The organism is Idiomarina sp. H2, assembly GCF_004364275.1.
In the GTDB taxonomy this organism is placed as follows: domain Bacteria; phylum Pseudomonadota; class Gammaproteobacteria; order Enterobacterales; family Alteromonadaceae; genus Idiomarina; species Idiomarina loihiensis.
The window spans coordinates 320,212-335,733 of record NZ_SNZY01000002.1 but is presented as its reverse complement, the minus strand read 5'-3'; the positions used below and the strand labels follow the sequence as shown (position 1 = coordinate 335,733).

Annotated in this window: 15 protein-coding genes; 9 read left to right on the top strand and 6 right to left on the bottom strand. The window is 48.5% G+C overall.

Annotation, left to right across the window (positions count from 1 at the left end):
• The first annotated feature begins 5 nt into the window (after window positions 1-5).
• Both pepQ and DET62_RS03730 read left to right on the top strand, forming a co-directional pair.
• A complete protein-coding gene (pepQ, locus tag DET62_RS03735; RefSeq protein ID WP_110012854.1) occupies window positions 6-1,364 on the top strand; it encodes a Xaa-Pro dipeptidase in 1,359 nt (452 codons plus the stop codon).
• The gene (locus tag DET62_RS03730; RefSeq protein ID WP_110012855.1) at window positions 1,357-1,974 is read left to right on the top strand and encodes a YigZ family protein; all 618 of its coding nucleotides are present in this window, start codon (window positions 1,357-1,359) and stop codon (window positions 1,972-1,974) included. The genes pepQ and DET62_RS03730 overlap by 8 nt, the downstream gene beginning before the upstream one ends.
• On the opposite strand, the gene trkA is transcribed toward DET62_RS03730, so the two are convergent.
• Genes trkA through def form a run of 4 tightly spaced genes read right to left on the bottom strand, consistent with a single transcriptional unit; the run spans window position 1,971 to window position 6,143 of the window.
• The gene (gene trkA, locus DET62_RS03725; protein WP_110012856.1) at window positions 1,971-3,347 is read right to left on the bottom strand and encodes a Trk system potassium transporter TrkA; all 1,377 of its coding nucleotides are present in this window, start codon (window positions 3,345-3,347) and stop codon (window positions 1,971-1,973) included. The two genes, DET62_RS03730 and trkA, sit on opposite strands and share 4 nt — an antisense overlap.
• Window positions 3,344-4,672: a 16S rRNA (cytosine(967)-C(5))-methyltransferase RsmB gene (rsmB, locus tag DET62_RS03720; RefSeq protein ID WP_110012857.1), complete on the bottom strand. Its 1,329-nt coding sequence runs from the start codon at window positions 4,670-4,672 to the stop codon at window positions 3,344-3,346. The genes trkA and rsmB overlap by 4 nt, the downstream gene beginning before the upstream one ends.
• A complete protein-coding gene (gene fmt, locus DET62_RS03715) occupies window positions 4,669-5,619 on the bottom strand; it encodes a methionyl-tRNA formyltransferase (RefSeq protein ID WP_110012858.1) in 951 nt (316 codons plus the stop codon). The genes rsmB and fmt overlap by 4 nt, the downstream gene beginning before the upstream one ends.
• Window positions 5,619-6,143 carry a peptide deformylase gene (gene def / locus DET62_RS03710; protein ID WP_011233282.1) on the bottom strand — a complete coding sequence of 175 codons (525 nt, stop codon included), beginning with the start codon at window positions 6,141-6,143 and terminating at the stop codon, window positions 5,619-5,621. Before def ends, fmt begins: the two co-directional genes overlap by 1 nt.
• A 62-nt stretch (window positions 6,144-6,205) precedes the next feature.
• Between def and dprA the strand changes: the two genes are divergently transcribed.
• From dprA to polA, 7 genes are all read left to right on the top strand, one after another.
• Window positions 6,206-7,243: a DNA-processing protein DprA gene (gene dprA, locus DET62_RS03705; RefSeq protein WP_243734829.1), complete on the top strand. Its 1,038-nt coding sequence runs from the start codon at window positions 6,206-6,208 to the stop codon at window positions 7,241-7,243.
• A 3-nt stretch (window positions 7,244-7,246) separates the two neighbouring features.
• Window positions 7,247-7,720 (top strand): DUF494 family protein, encoded by a 474-nt coding sequence (locus DET62_RS03700; RefSeq protein ID WP_011233284.1) that lies wholly within the window; start codon window positions 7,247-7,249, stop codon window positions 7,718-7,720.
• A complete protein-coding gene (locus DET62_RS03695; protein WP_011233285.1) occupies window positions 7,720-8,232 on the top strand; it encodes a type I DNA topoisomerase in 513 nt (170 codons plus the stop codon). The genes DET62_RS03700 and DET62_RS03695 overlap by 1 nt, the downstream gene beginning before the upstream one ends.
• 27 nt (window positions 8,233-8,259) lie before the next feature.
• Window positions 8,260-8,820, top strand: a complete 561-nt coding sequence (locus DET62_RS03690) for an L-threonylcarbamoyladenylate synthase (RefSeq protein ID WP_110012860.1) — start codon at window positions 8,260-8,262, stop codon at window positions 8,818-8,820.
• A complete protein-coding gene (gene hemF / locus DET62_RS03685; RefSeq protein ID WP_110012861.1) occupies window positions 8,813-9,727 on the top strand; it encodes an oxygen-dependent coproporphyrinogen oxidase in 915 nt (304 codons plus the stop codon). The genes DET62_RS03690 and hemF overlap by 8 nt, the downstream gene beginning before the upstream one ends.
• Window positions 9,724-10,563, top strand: coding sequence for a shikimate dehydrogenase (aroE, locus tag DET62_RS03680; protein WP_110012862.1), 840 nt, complete (start codon window positions 9,724-9,726; stop codon window positions 10,561-10,563). Before hemF ends, aroE begins: the two co-directional genes overlap by 4 nt.
• Before the next feature lie 399 nt (window positions 10,564-10,962).
• Window positions 10,963-13,728, top strand: a complete 2,766-nt coding sequence (gene polA / locus DET62_RS03675; RefSeq protein WP_110012863.1) for a DNA polymerase I — start codon at window positions 10,963-10,965, stop codon at window positions 13,726-13,728.
• Window positions 13,729-13,855: 127 nt separating this feature from the next.
• Here the strand turns inward: polA and DET62_RS03670 are convergent, their stop codons facing one another.
• Both DET62_RS03670 and yihA read right to left on the bottom strand, forming a co-directional pair.
• Entirely contained in the window at window positions 13,856-14,767 is a 912-nt protein-coding gene (locus DET62_RS03670; RefSeq protein WP_110012864.1) for a DMT family transporter, read from the bottom strand.
• Entirely contained in the window at window positions 14,754-15,374 is a 621-nt protein-coding gene (yihA, locus tag DET62_RS03665; protein WP_011233291.1) for a ribosome biogenesis GTP-binding protein YihA/YsxC, read from the bottom strand. Before yihA ends, DET62_RS03670 begins: the two co-directional genes overlap by 14 nt.
• Window positions 15,375-15,522: the final 148 nt, after the last annotated feature.

Here is a 15,522-nt window from a genome sequence, read left to right as displayed (position 1 = left end):
CCAATATGACTGCGACAGCAGATTTGTGGCCGTTGTTTCCTGACCATATAAAGCAGCTTCAGACTCGTGCTGAACGACTTTTTAAACGAGAAAATTTAGATTTAGTTGCCATTCATTCGGGCCAGCAAAAACGTTGGTTTTTGGATGATATGAACTATCCGTTTCGTGCGAACCCTCACTTTAAGGCTTGGTGTCCGGAAACTCAGTTGGCTAATGCCTGGGTTATTTTAAAGCCGAACACCCGGCCAACCTTAGTTCTATTAAGTTCTCCAGATTTTTGGCACACGACAGCAAGCCTCGAGGGAGCTCCTTGGTTAGAAGAGTTCCACGTGGAACACATCAGCTCGCCAGAGGCCATTGAAAAACTACTTCCTTACGATAAGAAAAGCGCGGCTTACCTTGGTGAACATATTGAGGTTGCCAAGGCTCTGGGTTTTGAGAATATAAACCCAGATCCTGTTCTTCACTTTTTTCATTATCATCGCTTGTTTAAAACCGACTATGAAATTGCCTGTTTGACCCAGGCAAACCATATTGCGGCTGAAGGCCATATTGCGGCCGCTGACGCCTTTTTTAACGGTGAGTCGGAGTTTGATTGTCTGCTGAAATATATGGCGGCTACTCGGCAAGGGCAGAACGAAGTGCCTTATAATCACATTATTGGACAAAATGAAAACGCCAGTGTTTTGCATCACTGGATGCCTGATAAAAAAGTTTCAGGCTCGCTTAAGTCGATGTTGGTTGATGCGGGTGCTGAGGTTTGTGGTTATGCCGCCGACATTAGCCGTACCTGGTCTAAACAACATAATGAATACGAAGAGCTGATAGCTGCACTTGACCAAATTACATTGGCTTTAATTGATAAAATGAAGCCGGGCGTTGAATTCCCGGCGCTGCACCAGTTGGCTCATGAACAAATTGCTAATGTGCTTTTTGCTTTTGGTTTTGTCAGTTGCAGTCCTGAACAAATGATTGAAGACGGAATAACCACGGTGTTTCTTCCGCATGGCTTAGGGCACCCCTTGGGCTTGCAGGTACACGACGTTGGTGCTGCGCAGGCTGATGAAAGAGGCACGCCGATAGCGCCACCTAGTGGGCACCTTACGCTAAAAACCACTCGTACCGTAGAGCCCCGACAGGTTTATACCATTGAACCCGGAATCTACTTTATTGAGCCTTTGCTGCAGAAATTAGCGAATTCACGCAATAAGCATTTAATTAACTGGCGCAGAGTGGATGAGTTTAAACCCTTTGGTGGAGTGCGAATCGAGGATAATATTGTGGTTTACCGCGAGCGAAATGATAACCTTACACGCCAAACTGCATTAGATGCTTACGTGAAAAAGGTTACCCGTCTTGCATGATCAGGATTACGACATTCCGGCTTCGGAAACGGAAGTCGAAATAGAAGTTAAAGGCAGCCGCTTTATTGCGTGCCTGGCACATACAGCAAACGTCGACAGCGCATCAGAGTTTCTGGCCGTGATAAAAAGGCGCTGGCCTAAGGCCTCTCACTATTGCTCTGCGTCGCTTTTTTCAGCACCTAATAACAGCCAGAGTATGGTTTACAGCGACGACGGAGAACCCTCGGGAACAGCGGGGCGACCTATGCTTATGGCGCTACAAAATAGCGGCGTCGGCGAGGTTACCGCTATAGTCGTGCGATATTTTGGTGGGGTGAAATTGGGAACGGGCGGACTTCAGCGAGCCTATACCGACGCGACAGTCGCCGCATTAGCTGAGCTTGAAAAAGAGCAAAGGGTTTTTAAACAACGCTTTCAGTTAAATTTTGCTTATACCGACCAGGGCGATGTTGAACCGCTTTTGCTTGAGGCCAATGCTGAAACGGAATCTTCGGAGTACGAGGAAAGTGTGCGGCTTAAGGTGTTGCTACGCCCCGTGAATGTTGGGGCGCTGCAGAAGAAGCTACAAGCTGCCACCCGTGGCCGGGTGCAGTTAAAAGAACTGGACTAAAAGAACATAGCACTTGGCTGGAAGACTTTTTCAACCTGATCAATGTACTTTTTATCCAGCAAGAAAAGAATCACGTGGTCGTCGGAGTGAATAATGGTTTCACTGTGCGCCATAAGCACTTCTTGTCCCCGGACAACCGCACCAATGGTGGTTCCCGGCGGAAGCTTGATATCTTTAATGGCTTTACCCACCACTCGGGACGTGTCTTCATCACCATGTGCAATTGCCTCAATAGCTTCGGCGGCACCTTTTCGTAGTGAGTAAACGTTAACAATATCGCCACGGCGTACGTGAGTTAGTAGAGCTGAAACAGTCGCACGTTGCGGTGAAATGGCAATATCAATTTCGCCTCCCTGCACCAAGTCAACATAGGCGCTACGCTGAATGAGCACCATAGTTTTACGGGCGCCCATACGTTTAGCCAGCATGGCTGACATAATGTTCGCTTCGTCGTCGTTGGTAACCGCAATAAATACGTCGATATCTTCAACGTGCTCTTCTTCCAGCAACTTTTGGTCGGACGCGTCACCGCGGAAAATTAAGGTATGCTCAAGGCTTTGCGAAAGCTCTTCCGCGCGGGTTTCTGAACGCTCTATTAGCTTAACCCGGTGATCAACTTCCAGTTGTTTCGCCAGGCCGGCACCAATGTTCCCGCCACCAACAATCATTATTCTGCGGTATTTGTCTTCCAGCTTTTGCAGTTCCTGCATTACGGTACTAATGTGGCGGGTGTCGGCAATGAAGAAAACTTCATCATCGGCTTCGATGATTGTGGTTCCGGTAGGGCGTATAGGCTTACCCTGACGATAAATAGCCGCAACCCGGGTGTCGATATTGGGAATATGTTCCCGCAGTGTTGAGATAGCATGGCCAACAAGCTTCCCGCCGTAGTATGCCTTTACCGCGACCAGGCTGGCTCGTCCGTTGGCGAACTCCATCACTTGCAGTGCGCCGGGGTAATCAATAAGTCGGCGAATATAGCTGGTTACCAGTTGTTCCGGTGAAATAATGTGGTCAACTGGGGCATCCTGATTATGAAAAAGCTGGTCTTTATAGCGGATGTATTCTTCAGAGCGAATTCTGGCTATTTTCTTTGGCGTATTAAATATCGAGTAAGCAACCTGACAGGCAATCATATTAGTTTCGTCGCTGCTGGTTACTGCAATAAGCAAGTCGGCATCGTCGGCACCCGCGCGACGTAAAACATCAGGGTGCGCTCCGTTACCAACGACGACCCGCAGGTCATACTTATCCTGCAAATCGTCCAGTAAATCGTTATCAGTATCAACTATGGTAATATCGTTGCGTTCGCCAACCAGGTTTTCCGCTAATGTGCCGCCAACCTGGCCAACACCGAGTATGATAATTTTCATTCGACTTTTTTCAATCTCGCGTAAAAGAAACCATCCCCGTTATGTTCGCCCGGGAGCAGTTGCAGAGTTTTCTGCTTTTCATTAATAGGTATCAGACTAGCACCCGATTGCTGTTTTAGAAAAGACTCAATTTGAGTTTGGTTTTCCTGGCTTAAAATCGAGCAGGTTGCGTAAAGCAGTTCTCCGCCGTTTTTAAGTAGAGGCCAAAGCGAATTTAGTATCTGGCTTTGCAATTGCGCGAGCTCATTAATGTCCTCTGCGCGACGCAGCCATTTAATATCAGGATGGCGGCGTATCACGCCTGTAGCGGAGCAGGGGGCATCCAAAAGTATGCGATCAAATTGCTCGCCGTCCCACCAGTCATCAGTTGAAGCAACATCGGCGCAATGAACTACGGCACTTAAACCGGCGCGCTCCAGATTTTCGTCCACTCGCTCAAGACGTTTAGCATCGATATCAATGGCCTGAACCGGTTGTTCAAAGTCGTTTCGCTCAAGCAGGTGCAATAGCTTGCCTCCCGGAGCGGCGCAACAATCGAGTACGCGGTGGGAAGCCTTTACGTTCAGGTAATCCGCAGCTAGCTGGGCCGAACGGTCCTGTACCGATGCGTGGCCCCGGTCAAACCCCGGAAGCCGTTCAACCGGAACAGGCGAATGCAGACGAATCGCATCGCCAGCCAGAGTATCGCCTTCGGCGGCAATACCGCTGTCTTCCAGTTGTCTTAAATAGTCATCGCGATTGAAAAAACGACGATTCACACGTAACCACATGGGCGGGTGTGCGTTGTTCTCTAAAAGAATGTCGCTGGCTTGTTGTGGGTGGTCTGCCTGAATCGCATCAAACAACCAGCGCGGATGATTTTGCATCGCGTCTACAGGTAGCTCGCGCTGCTGTGACTCATTTGCCGCAGGCGCTTCGCGCAGTAATTGACGCAGTATACCGTTTACCAGACCTTTGTGATTACGTTTGCCCAGAATACGCGCGGCTTCTACTGTGGCGCTAACGGCAGCGTGGTCTTTAATACGAAGACAATAAAGCTGATAGGCACCTACCAGTAGTAAGTAGTGCAATACTTTAAGCTTACCTTTAAGTGGCTTATCCAGTTTAACCCCAACCATTTTGTTAAGGCTGGGCAGAACTCTTAAAACACCGTAGCTAATTGCACTGGCAAGACGTTTATCTGCGTCAGAGAGTTTACCGGTGGCGTGGGGTAAAGCCGCGGAAAGCGACTCGCCTTTCTCTAATACATGAAAGAGAGCGGTTGCAGCGGCGGCCCGGCTAGTTGCTCCCTGACCAGCGTTTTCTGAATTTTTCTGCCGGCTCATTGTAATTCCAGTCCCGGGCTAAAGACATTACTGTAGCCGTTTACTAAGGTACTGGCTGGCTGAGCCTTTTTGCCCGGCATCTGCGCCTGAGTGATACGTAAAATACCGTCCCCGGTTACCACGTCGATGCCTTCGTGTGTACCATTAATAATCGTTCCCGGACCTTTATTGCTTGCGCCCTGAATAAGTTCAGCTGCGTGAATTTTGAGTGTGTTCTGTCCGGCTTTTAAATTCTCTGACTGGCACCAGCTCATTGGCCAGGGGTTAAACGCTCGTACGCAGCGTTCGATAAAGGCCGCCGGTTGGGTCCAGTCTATTTTACCTTCCTGCTTGGTTAGCTTTTTCGCATAAGTGGCATTGGCGTCACTTTGCGGCTTAGCCTGGCTCTGATAGCCGTCGAGATCTTTCAATACTTTAATTAACGCCTCAGGCCCCAGACTTTCAAGCTTGTGATAAAGCGAAGCCGAGGTTTCGTCCGGACTGATAGCGCAGCGTTCTTCGTGCAGCACCGGACCGGTATCCAGGCCGGCTTCCATTTGCATAATGCAGACACCGGATTCTAAATCGCCAGCCCATATCGCGCGTTGAATTGGAGCGGCACCTCGCCAGCGGGGCAACAAAGAACCGTGTACGTTCAGGCAGCCTTTTGCGGGAATATACAATACCGCCTGCGGAAGCAGTAAGCCATAAGCCACCACTACCATGACGTCAGGTTTTAGCTCGGTTAGTGCAGCCTGATCCTCATCCGACTTTAAAGACTCGGGCTGATAAACAGGAAGCTGGTGCTCAAGCGCAAGCTTCTTAACCGCACTGGGTTGTGGCTTTTTGCCTCGCCCTGCAGGCCTGTCGGGCTGTGTATAAACACCCACTACCTGATGAGATTCATCAAGCAATTGTTGTAAGTGTTGTGCTGCAAAGTCCGGAGTACCGGCAAAGACAATTCGCATTATTGTGCTTCCGCCGCTTGCTTCTCAGCTAAACGTTGCTCTTTCTCTAGTTTTTTGCGAATACGTTCGCGCTTCAGCGGCGATAGATAATCAACAAAGAGTTTACCGTCTAAGTGGTCTATTTCATGCTGAATACAAATGGCCAGTAGCCCTTCAGCGGAACGGCTGAAACGCTCGCCGTTTTTATCCAGTGCAGTAACGGTAATTCTCTCAGCGCGTTCAACTTTGGCGTAAACGCCGGGAAACGACAGACAGCCTTCATCGTTCTTAAAGTGGCCTTCTGCTTCGGTAATTTCCGGGTTAATGAACACCAGCGGTTCGTTTTGATCTTCGCTGCAATCAGAAACAAACAGCCGTCTGTGCACGTCAACCTGAGTTGCCGCAAGGCCTACGCCTTGTTCTTCGTACATGGTTTCAAACATATCGTCGATAACCGAGCGGATATTGTCATCTACCTTTTCAATCTTTTGTGCGACTTTGCGCAAACGTTCGTCCGGATATTGCAGAACCGTCATTTTTGCCATTAGAACCTCCAATTCTTCATCTACCCTTAGTTTACCTTAAATTGGTAGGTCAAGGACAGTCTGTGAACACACAGGAACTATGTGTATTAATGGGGATGACACGCGCATCAAACAAGGTACAGAAAGCTGCTCGGGAATGTACCGGCTGGGAGGCCATTTTTGAACGATGGGGGCAATCGCTAAAACCGGTCGAGGCGCGTTGGTTAAATGCAGCTGAAAATTGGTGTCGTAGTGACTATCAGGGCGTTATTTCTTACTTTAGTGAAGATTACCCAACTGCGTTAAAAGCCATAGCTAATCCGCCCTGGTTACTTTATTACCGGGGCCGTAAAGAGCTGCTACAGGGTGTTAGTGTGGCTATTGTTGGCAGCCGCAAAGCCACTCACAGTGGTTTACAAATTGCTGACTGGTTTAGCGAGCGCTTAGTGGCGGCGGGTGTTGTGGTGGTTAGTGGTCTGGCTATGGGCATTGACGCTCAAGCACATAAAACTGCAGCCGAAAAAGGAAAAACCATAGCGGTTTTAGGTACTGGTATCAATCAGTATTACCCAAGAAGAAACAAAGCCTTACAGGACTTTATTGCACATCAGGGGCTGCTGATTTCCGAATTTCCGCCCGGGCAAACCGCGCGAATCGATCATTTTCCCCGCCGTAACCGTATTATTAGTGGTATCAGTCAGGCCGTGGTGGTGGTTGAAGCGGCGCGCAAAAGCGGTTCGCTTTCAACGGCAATACACGCTTTGAACGAAGGGCGTGAAGTTGGAGCTGTTCCGGGATCGGTGTTGTTGCCTGAGCATCAGGGCTGCCACTGGTTAATTCAACAGGGCGCTAAGTTAATTAATACGCCGCAGGACATTCTTGACTGGTTCTCGGTTGACGATACTGAGGTTGCCATAGAAGGTGATACCGAATGTCGCGATGAAAGCTTGGCAAACAATCGATTGTTCGCTAGTCTGAGTTCAGAGCCACGAACAATTGATGACATGGTACAATTGTCCGGACTCGAGGTTGCTGAAGTCATGGAGAAAGTAGTGTTACTCGAATTAGAAGGGCTAGTGGCAGCCGTACCAGGCGGTTATATCAAAGTGGGGAGGCGCTAAAGTATGTTTGATATCCTCATGTACTTGTTTGAAAACTACATTCATTCGGAAATGGAAGTTGTAGTTGATCACGATGAGTTAACCAATGAACTTACCCGGGCTGGTTTCCGTCATCAGGAAATCCAGAAGGCTTTGGCGTGGTTAGAACGCCTGGCCGATTTGCAGCAAATGGAAACCAAGTCTTATCTGGATGTTGCTCCGCAGCAGTCTACCCGTATTTATACCGCGGCAGAGATGACTCGTTTGGACAGCCAGAGCCGGGGTTTTCTGATGTACCTGGAAAACCTGGGTGTGCTTGATTTTGCTACACGAGAAGTAGTCATTGACCGTGTGATGGAACTGGAAACGCCGAACTTTACTCTGGATGACCTGAAATGGGTTGTACTTATGGTGCTGTTTAATGTTCCGGGCCAAGAAGCTGCGTACGACCAAATGGAAGGTTTGCTGTTTGAGGAAGCTGAAGGACCCCTGCATTAATGTCATCAGATGAGCGCTGCCCCCGTTGTGAGCGACCACTGGTTATTAAACATGTTGGGCATAACAGCTTTTTAGGCTGTACCGGTTACCCGGACTGCGATTATAAGCGAGGCCTTCGGGAGCAATCTGAAATTGAGCCCGAAGATCTCGGCGTTCCCTGTCCTGAGTGTGGCCAGGAACTGCAGTTAAAGAGTGGTCGTTATGGCTTATTTGTTGGCTGTAGCGGTTTTCCTGAATGCGAGTTCGTTACTGAACCTAACGTTGAGGAAGAAGAGACGATTCGCTGCCCGGAATGCGGCAAAGGCCAGTTACACCAAAAAACATCGCGGCGCGGTACCGTATTCTACGCTTGCGACCAATACCCGAAATGTGAATTTACCGTTAATCAGCCTCCGGTCGATGAAACCTGTCCCAAATGCCGGTACCCACTGCTGGTGAAAAAGAAAACCGCCGCCGGAATTCGCAAAGTCTGCCCGCAAAAGCAATGCGACTATAAGTCGGACGCGTTATAATCCGACTCATTGAGTTGAGGAGTGATTATGGCAGATACATGGGAAGCAGCGCACAGCGCTATAAAAACGGGCATTATTGCCTATCCGACAGAGGCGGTATTTGGACTGGGATGCGACCCCCGCAATGAGGTTGCTGTTCAGAGGCTATTAAGCCTGAAACAGCGACCTGCCGAGAAAGGTCTTATATTAATTGCCGCCGATTACAGTCAGTTACTTCCCTATGTTGAAGACTCTGCTATTGCGCAGGACAAACGATTCAGCGTTTTGTCACATTGGCCGGGGCCCGTTACATTGATTCTGCCGGTAAGAAAGGGCGTATCAACCTTATTGACGGGCGGCCGCGATACCATTGCTGTGCGAGTGACTGCACATGAACCTGCCAGAGCGTTGTGCCGCGAACTGGGCCACGCGTTAGTCTCTACCAGCGCCAATTTAACCGGGCAGGAACCCGCCCGAACTGCGGCAGAAGTTCGTCAGCAATTTGGTGACAGTGTGGACTGGATAATGGATGAAAGCACCGGTGGAGCTGCGAACCCGACTCGAATCATAAACCCATTAAATAATCAGGTTCTCAGAGACGATGCATAATGATTACTTGAAGCAGGTAAAAAGCTACCTGATGTCGTTGCAGGATGCTATTTGTCAGCAGTTGGCGCAGGCGGACGGTGAGCAGATCTTTCAGGAAGACAGCTGGGACCGGCCGGGAGGCGGAGGTGGTCGCTCGAGGATCATAAAAAACGGTGCGGTTTTTGAACAGGGTGGTGTGGGCTTTTCGCACGTGTACGGTGAGAAAATGCCTGCCTCGGCAACGGGACACCGACCAGAGCTGGAAGGTCGCGACTTCAATGCCTGTGGTGTTTCTCTGGTAATGCACCCGGAAAATCCTATGGTACCGACGGTCCATATGAATGTGCGTTTTTTTATTGCGCAAAAAGAAGGTGAAGAACCGGTTTGGTGGTTTGGCGGTGGCTTCGATTTAACGCCGTTTTATCCTTTTGATCAAGACATTATTGAATGGCATCAACAGGCGAAAAACGCGCTCGATAGCGTCGATGAAAAGCTCTATCCGGAGTATAAAGCCTGGTGCGACGATTACTTTTTCCTTAAGCATCGCGATGAAGCGCGCGGTGTGGGTGGCATATTCTTTGACGACCTTAATGACCGTTCATTTGACGAGTGCTTTTCGGTTATAAAAGCGGTCGGTGATGCTTTCACCAAAGCTTATCTGCCTATTGTCGAACGCCGCAAAAACCTAGCTTATACTCAGCAACAAAGAGACTTCCAGCTATATCGCCGCGGGCGTTATGTGGAGTTTAATCTGGTCTGGGATAGGGGAACTTTGTTTGGTCTGCAAACCGGTGGCAGAACCGAGTCTATTCTAATGTCGATGCCACCGCTGGCGCGTTGGGAATACGACTGGCAAGCTCAGCCGGGCTCTGCGGAAGAGCAGCTTACCGAGTATTATCTAAAACCCAGAGACTGGCTGTCAGTATGAAATCCATGACCAGCCTGGGCGTATTCGGGAATCCCATAGCGCATAGCCTGTCTCCGCGTATTCATGCGTTGTTTGCGCAGACTCGGCAAGACTCAATTAACTATCAACGCTATTTATCCACGCCTGGGCATTTTCCCCGCCGGGTTGCTGAATTTTTCCGCCACGGCGGGCAGGGTGCCAATGTCACCTTGCCATTCAAACAGCAGGCTGCATCCTTGGTTACTAAACTGTCCGATCGTGCGCGGTTAGCGGGGGCGGTGAACACCTTAATTCCTTATGGCAATGGTCAGCTACTAGGTGATAATACTGATGGCGAAGGTTTAATTATTGACCTTAAAAATAAAGGCCTTGAAGTAAGTGAGCACTCACTTGTTGTTTTTGGTGCCGGAGGCTCCGCGCGGGGAATAATACCTCTTCTGCTGGAGCAAAACCCGCGATGTCTGTATTTGGTTAATCGAACGGCAAAGAAAGCTGAAATACTTAAATCTCAGCTAGAGACACTGGGGCTGGTTGCAGCGAACCGAATTCAGGTACGTTCCTCTGCGTCTGAAATTGACGAACCCATAGATCTGTTAATTAACGCCACCAGCAGCAGTTTGAATGGACAGCGTTTAACGCTCCCTCCGCTGCTATCCGAAAATGCCTCTGGCTATGACTTAATGTATGCCGACCAACCAACGGTATTTATGGAGCAACTGACGCAGGCCGGCTGTAAAAATGTCAGCGATGGATTTGGCATGTTGATTGAGCAGGCAGCGTCCTCTTACCAACTTTGGATGGGAGGCGAACGCCCCGATACTGCATTTGTTATGGCTGAAATGCGAACTCCTAGTTGATTGATTGAAAAGGGGTTTTCTTTGCTTTTTATAAGTAAAGAAAAATGAGGAACAAAAGGTTATAAAAAAACTGAATTTGTCAGTAGATCATTGCTGATTTTATGGTAATCTGTCTGACCTGCTTTTGAGGCATTTCCTTCCATTTAAGGACAAGAGCAGAATAGTTTCCACAGTGAAACATAATAATAAAAAGTACTAGGTATTTCGGGAAACCTGCCGTTTTAAATCCCATACTATCAATAACTTAAGTAAATTTTGGACACGGGGAAATTTAAACTTCCGGCTGTGGCATGAACCGTTGTTAACAGAGTTATTAACAGGTTATGCACACTCTGTTCAGTGGCCTGAATTGCCGTTCTGTGGCATCCTATAGGTAACGCTTAATTTAGGTTCTTAACTATGGCCACATCTGTTCCAGAAAATCCTTTTATCCTTGTCGATGGTTCTTCTTATTTGTTCCGCGCTTTTCATGCGCCGCCGCATTTAACCAACTCAAAAGGTGAACCGACCGGAGCTATTTATGGCGTCGTTAATATGCTTCGAAGCCTGTTAAAGCGCTATAAACCCAGCCATATGGCGGTAGTTTTTGATGCCAAAGGCAAAACCTTTCGTAGCGACATTTACCAGGACTACAAAGCAAACCGTCCACCTATGCCAGACGATCTGCGAAGTCAGATCAAACCTTTGCATGACATTGTCCAGGCTATGGGCTTACCGCTGCTGTGTATTGACGATGTTGAAGCCGATGATGTTATTGGCACGCTGGCGCGGCAGGCCGGCGACAAAGGTCGCTTTACGCTGATTAGTACCGGCGATAAAGACATGGCTCAGCTGGTCAATGAACATGTCATGCTCATTAACACCATGACCGATACTTTAATGGACCCTGAAGGGGTTGAGAAAAAGTTCGGGGTTAAACCGAATCAGATTATCGATTATTTAGCGCTTATGGGTGACAGCTCGGACAACATTCCCGGGCTGCCCAAAGTGGGCGAAAAGACGGCACAGGCTCTGCTGCAAAGTATTCCCAGCATTGACGCTATTTACGAAAATGTGAATGCAGTAACTGAGCTCTCTTTTCGTGGTGCGAAGTCTATGCCGGCTAAGCTTAATGAATATAAAGAACAGCTGCTGATGTCGCGTGAGCTGGCGACCATTAAGCTCGATGTGGCAATGGACTTACAACCGGAAGAGTTGAAAATACAGACGGCAGACAGCGAAAAACTGCAGGAGCTCTACAGTCGTTGTGAATTCCGCCGGTGGCTTGGTGAGCTGATGGAAACTGGGGCGGCAACGGATCAGGCGCTGGGCGAAACCGATGGCGAAAAGCCGACCAGCGATATCAACAGAGACGCGTACCGTGTATTGATGACTGAAAAAGACGTCAGCGATTACATAACGCAACTGAAAAAATGCGATTACTTTGCTTTTGATACCGAAACAACCAGCCTTAATTATATGGAGGCTGAACTGGTTGGAGTGTCTTTAGCAATGGCGCCGGGCGAGGCTGTGTATATACCTGTCGGGCATGATTATATGGAAGCGCCGGAGCAGGTGGGCCGGGACTGGTTACTGGAGCAGTTAAAGCCTTTACTGGAAGCTGAAAAGCCCCAAAAAGTGGGGCAAAACCTGAAATACGACTCGCATATTCTGCGTCGCTATAAAATTCGCCTGGCGGGAATTTTAAATGACACCATGCTTGCCTCCTACGTGTTTAACAGCGTTGGATCGCGACACGATATGGATACCTTAAGCCTTCATTACCTGAACCATAAAACCATTAGTTTTGAAGACATTGCAGGTAAGGGTGCGAAGCAACTAACGTTTAATCAGATTGCTTTAGAGCAGGCCGGGCCCTACGCGGCTGAAGATGCCGACATTACCTACCGATTGCATGATGTGCTCTGGAATAAAGTAAAAGAAACAGGCAGCGAGCTGCAAAGTGTTCTTACCGACATTGAAGTGCCGTTAGTGCCTGTCTTGTGCGATATGGAACAATACGGCGTGCGTATCGACGCAAACTTGCTGGGTAAGCAAAGCCAGGAAATTGCGGAAAAGCTTGATGCGCTAGAGAAAAAGGCGTTTGAGATTGCAGGAGAGGAGTTCAACCTGGGCTCGCCGAAACAACTGCAACGCATATTCTTTGAAAAGCTTGAGTTGCCAATTGTGAAGAAAACACCAAAAGGCGCGCCGTCAACGGCTGAGGAAGTTTTGCACGAACTGGCTCATGACTACCCCTTGCCGGATGTGATCCTGCAGCACCGTGGCTTGTCGAAGCTCAAATCAACCTATACCGACAAGTTACCTAAGATGATTAACCCCGATACGGGACGAGTACACACCTCGTATCAGCAGGCGGTTACTGCAACCGGGCGCTTGTCCTCAACAGACCCTAACCTGCAGAATATCCCTATCCGCACCGCTGAAGGGCGCAGAGTGCGTCAGGCTTTTATTCCCGAGCAAGGCTACAAGATTGTCGCTATCGACTACAGCCAGATTGAACTGCGTATTATGGCCCACTTGTCGCAAGATGAGTCTTTGCTTAAAGCCTTTGCCGAAGGCCTGGATATTCACCGTGCGACAGCGGCTGAAGTGTTTGGCTGTAAGGCTGATGAAGTCACTAATGACCAGAGGCGTCAGGCAAAAGCGGTGAACTTCGGGCTAATTTACGGTATGTCAGCCTTTGGGCTTGCGCGGCAACTGGGTATTGCCCGTCATGAAGCTCAGCACTATATGGACAAGTATTTTGAACGCTTCCCTGGAGTTTTGCGTTACATGGAAGACACTCGCAAGCAGGCAAAAGAGCAGGGCTACGTTAAAACCTTGTTTGGACGTCGTTTACCCTTGCCGGATATAAAAGCCAGTAATGGAGCCCGTAGAAAAGGGGCGGAACGTGCGGCTATCAATGCACCAATGCAGGGCACTGCAGCCGACATCATTAAGAAAGCCATGCTGCAGGTTGCCGACTGGATTGACCGTAATAACTGTCAGGATGATGTGCGCATGCTAATGCAAGTTCACGATGAACTGGTGTTTGAAATAAAAGAGTCGAAATTAACAGATTATATTGAACAATTAACTGAAGTAATGGAAAAGGCTGCAAGCCTTGATGTGCCTTTAATAGCGGAAGCTGGTAAGGGTAATAACTGGGACGAAGCTCATTAATTTTAAGAATTGTCTGAACTTTTTATAAAGGGTCTAGTCACAACAAGTGAGGGCATTAATCCTCCCTCAAAAAATTGTTCTCCCTGGATTACTTTTCGCCCGGCTTTTTAGTCGGGCTTTTTTCTGTCTATTTCTGTGGTATGCCAGCCATACCTGAGCGACCTCTGCGGTTAGCGAACCAAACCCCAACTAAAATGGCGAGCATTCCAATTCCCTGTTGCAACCAAAACTCTTCGCCATCAAGTATCCCTAGTATAAGAGCGACAATGGGAATGAGGTAGGTGACCGAACTGGTAAAAACGGTATTGGTGAGCTGCACGACATGGTTAAAAATAACCAAGGCGCCTGCCGTTCCTGCAATACCCAGAGCCAGAACAGAAAGCAGCGACAACATTGCGCCTGGCTGCTGAACCTGAGTAATAAACTCCGTTCCTGCAAACAAGTAGATTGTTGCCGGAACGGCAGCCATAAGCAACGATATGCCGGTAATGGTTAACGGCGATAAGTCGCTGATTTTGTGTTTAATGAGGTTCAGGTTGAGGCCATAACAAACTGTTGCGGCCAGGACTAACAAGGCGTACAGATTAAAGTCCCAGCTGCCATTAGCCGAAGCCGTAACCAGAAGCAAAGTACCAAACAAGCCAATGGCTACGCCAATAACCTGTGCTATGCGCGCTTTCTGATGAAAGAACAGCGCACCGATAACCAGTGTTGCGATAGGGGTTAACGCATTTAGAACTCCGGTAACGCCGCTTGCCAGCTGTGTTTGGGCAATGGCAAACATAAAAGCCGGAATAAGACTGCCAACCAGTCCGACACTGGCAAGCTTTAACCAATGTTTGCGGGTAATTTTATTCAGTCGGCGGGCAATGAAAGGGGCAAGTACAAGCCCTGCTGAGCTAATGCGTAGCGCGCCAACTTCCATTGGACCAAAGGCCAGTAAGCCTTTTTTAATCAACAAAAAAGAGCTACCCCAAATTAATGCGAGTAACCCTAATAATAACCAGGCACTAAGCGGTGGCGTGTTATTCGTCGTCATACTCTTTGCTATACCACTGGTTGAGTTTCTCTTCGACTTGCTCGACACCTATGCGCTTCAATGAGGAAAAGGCTTCAACCTGGACGTCGCCGTTGAAGGCTATTGCCGCTTGCTTGGCTTTCAAAACGGTTGATTTGCGAGCGCCTTGTTTGAGTTTGTCTGCCTTAGTTAATAAAGCCAGTACCGGCAGGTCACAGTCAACCGCCCAGTATATTAATTCCTGATCGGTTTCGCGGAACGGGTGGCGGATATCCATTAATACCACGATACCTTTTAAACTGTCGCGTTGCTGAAGGTACTCGCTTAAAGAGCGTTGCCACTTTTCTTTGACAGCTAATGGAACCTTAGCGAATCCGTAGCCGGGTAAATCTATCAGTCGCTGACCTGTGGTAAGTTCAAAAACGTTAATTAACTGAGTCCGTCCAGGCGTTTTACTGGTGCGGGCCAACGCTTTTTGACGCGTCAGAGTGTTTAACGCACTGGATTTCCCTGCGTTAGAACGGCCGGCGAAAGCAACTTCAATGCCTGAGTCCGGCGGCAGTTTGCTGATATCTGGTGCACTGGTCACAAATTTTGCCGATGCGTAATCTAATTGCTGATCTGCCACTATTAAGGTCACTTTTATTGAAAAAACGGAACATCTACGCGCATTATGAAGTATCCGGACAGTATCTCCAATGATCATTTAGCAATTGATTCGGTTTTAATCATTTAATCCACACAAGTTTTGTGTAAAATAGCAACCTGCTTAAGGT